The sequence below is a fragment of the Deferrisoma palaeochoriense genome, assembly GCF_054656955.1.
Genome location: NZ_BAAHXI010000199.1, coordinates 1 through 344 on the forward strand (window position 1 = coordinate 1; position 344 = coordinate 344).

The window sequence follows — 344 nt, forward strand, 5'->3', positions numbered from 1 at the left end:
GGCCAGACCGGAGTACCTGCTCGGCCGTCATGCCTTCCCGGCCCCGATCGGTTCGGCCCGCCCGAGCCAGATCCTCGTGCACCCAGTCGAGGATCTCCGGCGCGTCGTCGAGAATCTCGGAGATGGCCTCGAACTCCTTACTGATCCGGTGCTGCGAAGCCACTTGGTAGAGGTCGAGTTGCTGGTCTCGTTTTCGACGCATCCGCGCACCCCTTCGATGGGCATTATCCAATCATATCAAATGGTTGCACGGTGCATCGTAACAGATTTTTGTTCAAAAACCAATAACAGAGCAGGCGAAAATTCGCAAATTTTTCAAGTGGTTCCGGTTTCCGGACGGACAC

The 344-nt window shown here is 56.4% G+C and carries 1 pseudogene; it reads right to left on the minus strand.

Annotated features, from left to right (window positions below):
* Window positions 1-202 (minus strand): annotated as a pseudogene (locus tag ACYQ8L_RS18700) (ISNCY family transposase); the annotation flags it as partial.
* Window positions 203-344: the final 142 nt, after the last annotated feature.